Annotated in this window: 1 protein-coding gene and 1 pseudogene; both read left to right on the forward strand. The window is 62.1% G+C overall.

Features of this window, described 5'->3' with window-relative positions; genetic code table 11:
- Positions 1–107: 107 nt before the first annotated feature.
- Complete coding sequence (locus tag FY251_RS23245; protein WP_255516776.1) at positions 108–242, forward strand: hypothetical protein; 135 nt, start codon at positions 108–110, stop codon at positions 240–242.
- A 128-nt stretch (positions 243–370) separates the two neighbouring features.
- Positions 371–614 (forward strand): annotated as a pseudogene (locus FY251_RS20705) (hypothetical protein); the annotation flags it as partial.

The following is a 614-nucleotide window of genomic DNA, read 5'->3' on the forward strand; positions in this document are numbered from 1 at the left end:
GTGAGGCGGGACCGTCTGACGACGGCCAGCAACTGAATCGACGGCCGAGCGGGCTGCCACCGCGCCGCAGACAACCCTTATCAACTACGGTAACTATCAGTAACTACATGACAGAGACGATGAGCAAGTCGAAAGCGGACGATCCGGAGCGGGCGCATCTCGCGGACGTTGCGGATGGCTGTGGCTGCACCGAAATCTGGGAGCACATGAGCGAAGAGCGCGAGAGCGCCTCTGACGACTGATACAGACTGTTGTGACTGCGTATTAATTGCGCCGGCCCGGGTCGGCGAAATCCCGGAATGACTTACAATAGCCTGTATGACACCCCTGTACGGGATACTTTTGTGCGGTGCTCCCCAAGCACGTATCGATGCCTGAGGGGCCCGACAATTACGTTCCATCGACCGACCGTGAATCACCGGTCGGTAAACCGGTCATCCGCGCGGACCCGGCACTCACTGGCCAGCGGCCCGAGGAGGCCTACGAGTTCGATCCCGACGACCCCGAGAGCCTCGAGCTCGCCGCCAGAACGGTCGAGAAGTTCTCCGAGAACACCGCCGGCGCCGACGACAACGTGTTCATTCTGCGCGGCGCGGCCGCGTGTGCAGCCCTGG

It is taken from the genome of Haloferax sp. KTX1, from assembly GCF_902410085.1.
GTDB lineage: Archaea > Halobacteriota > Halobacteria > Halobacteriales > Haloferacaceae > Haloferax > Haloferax massiliensis.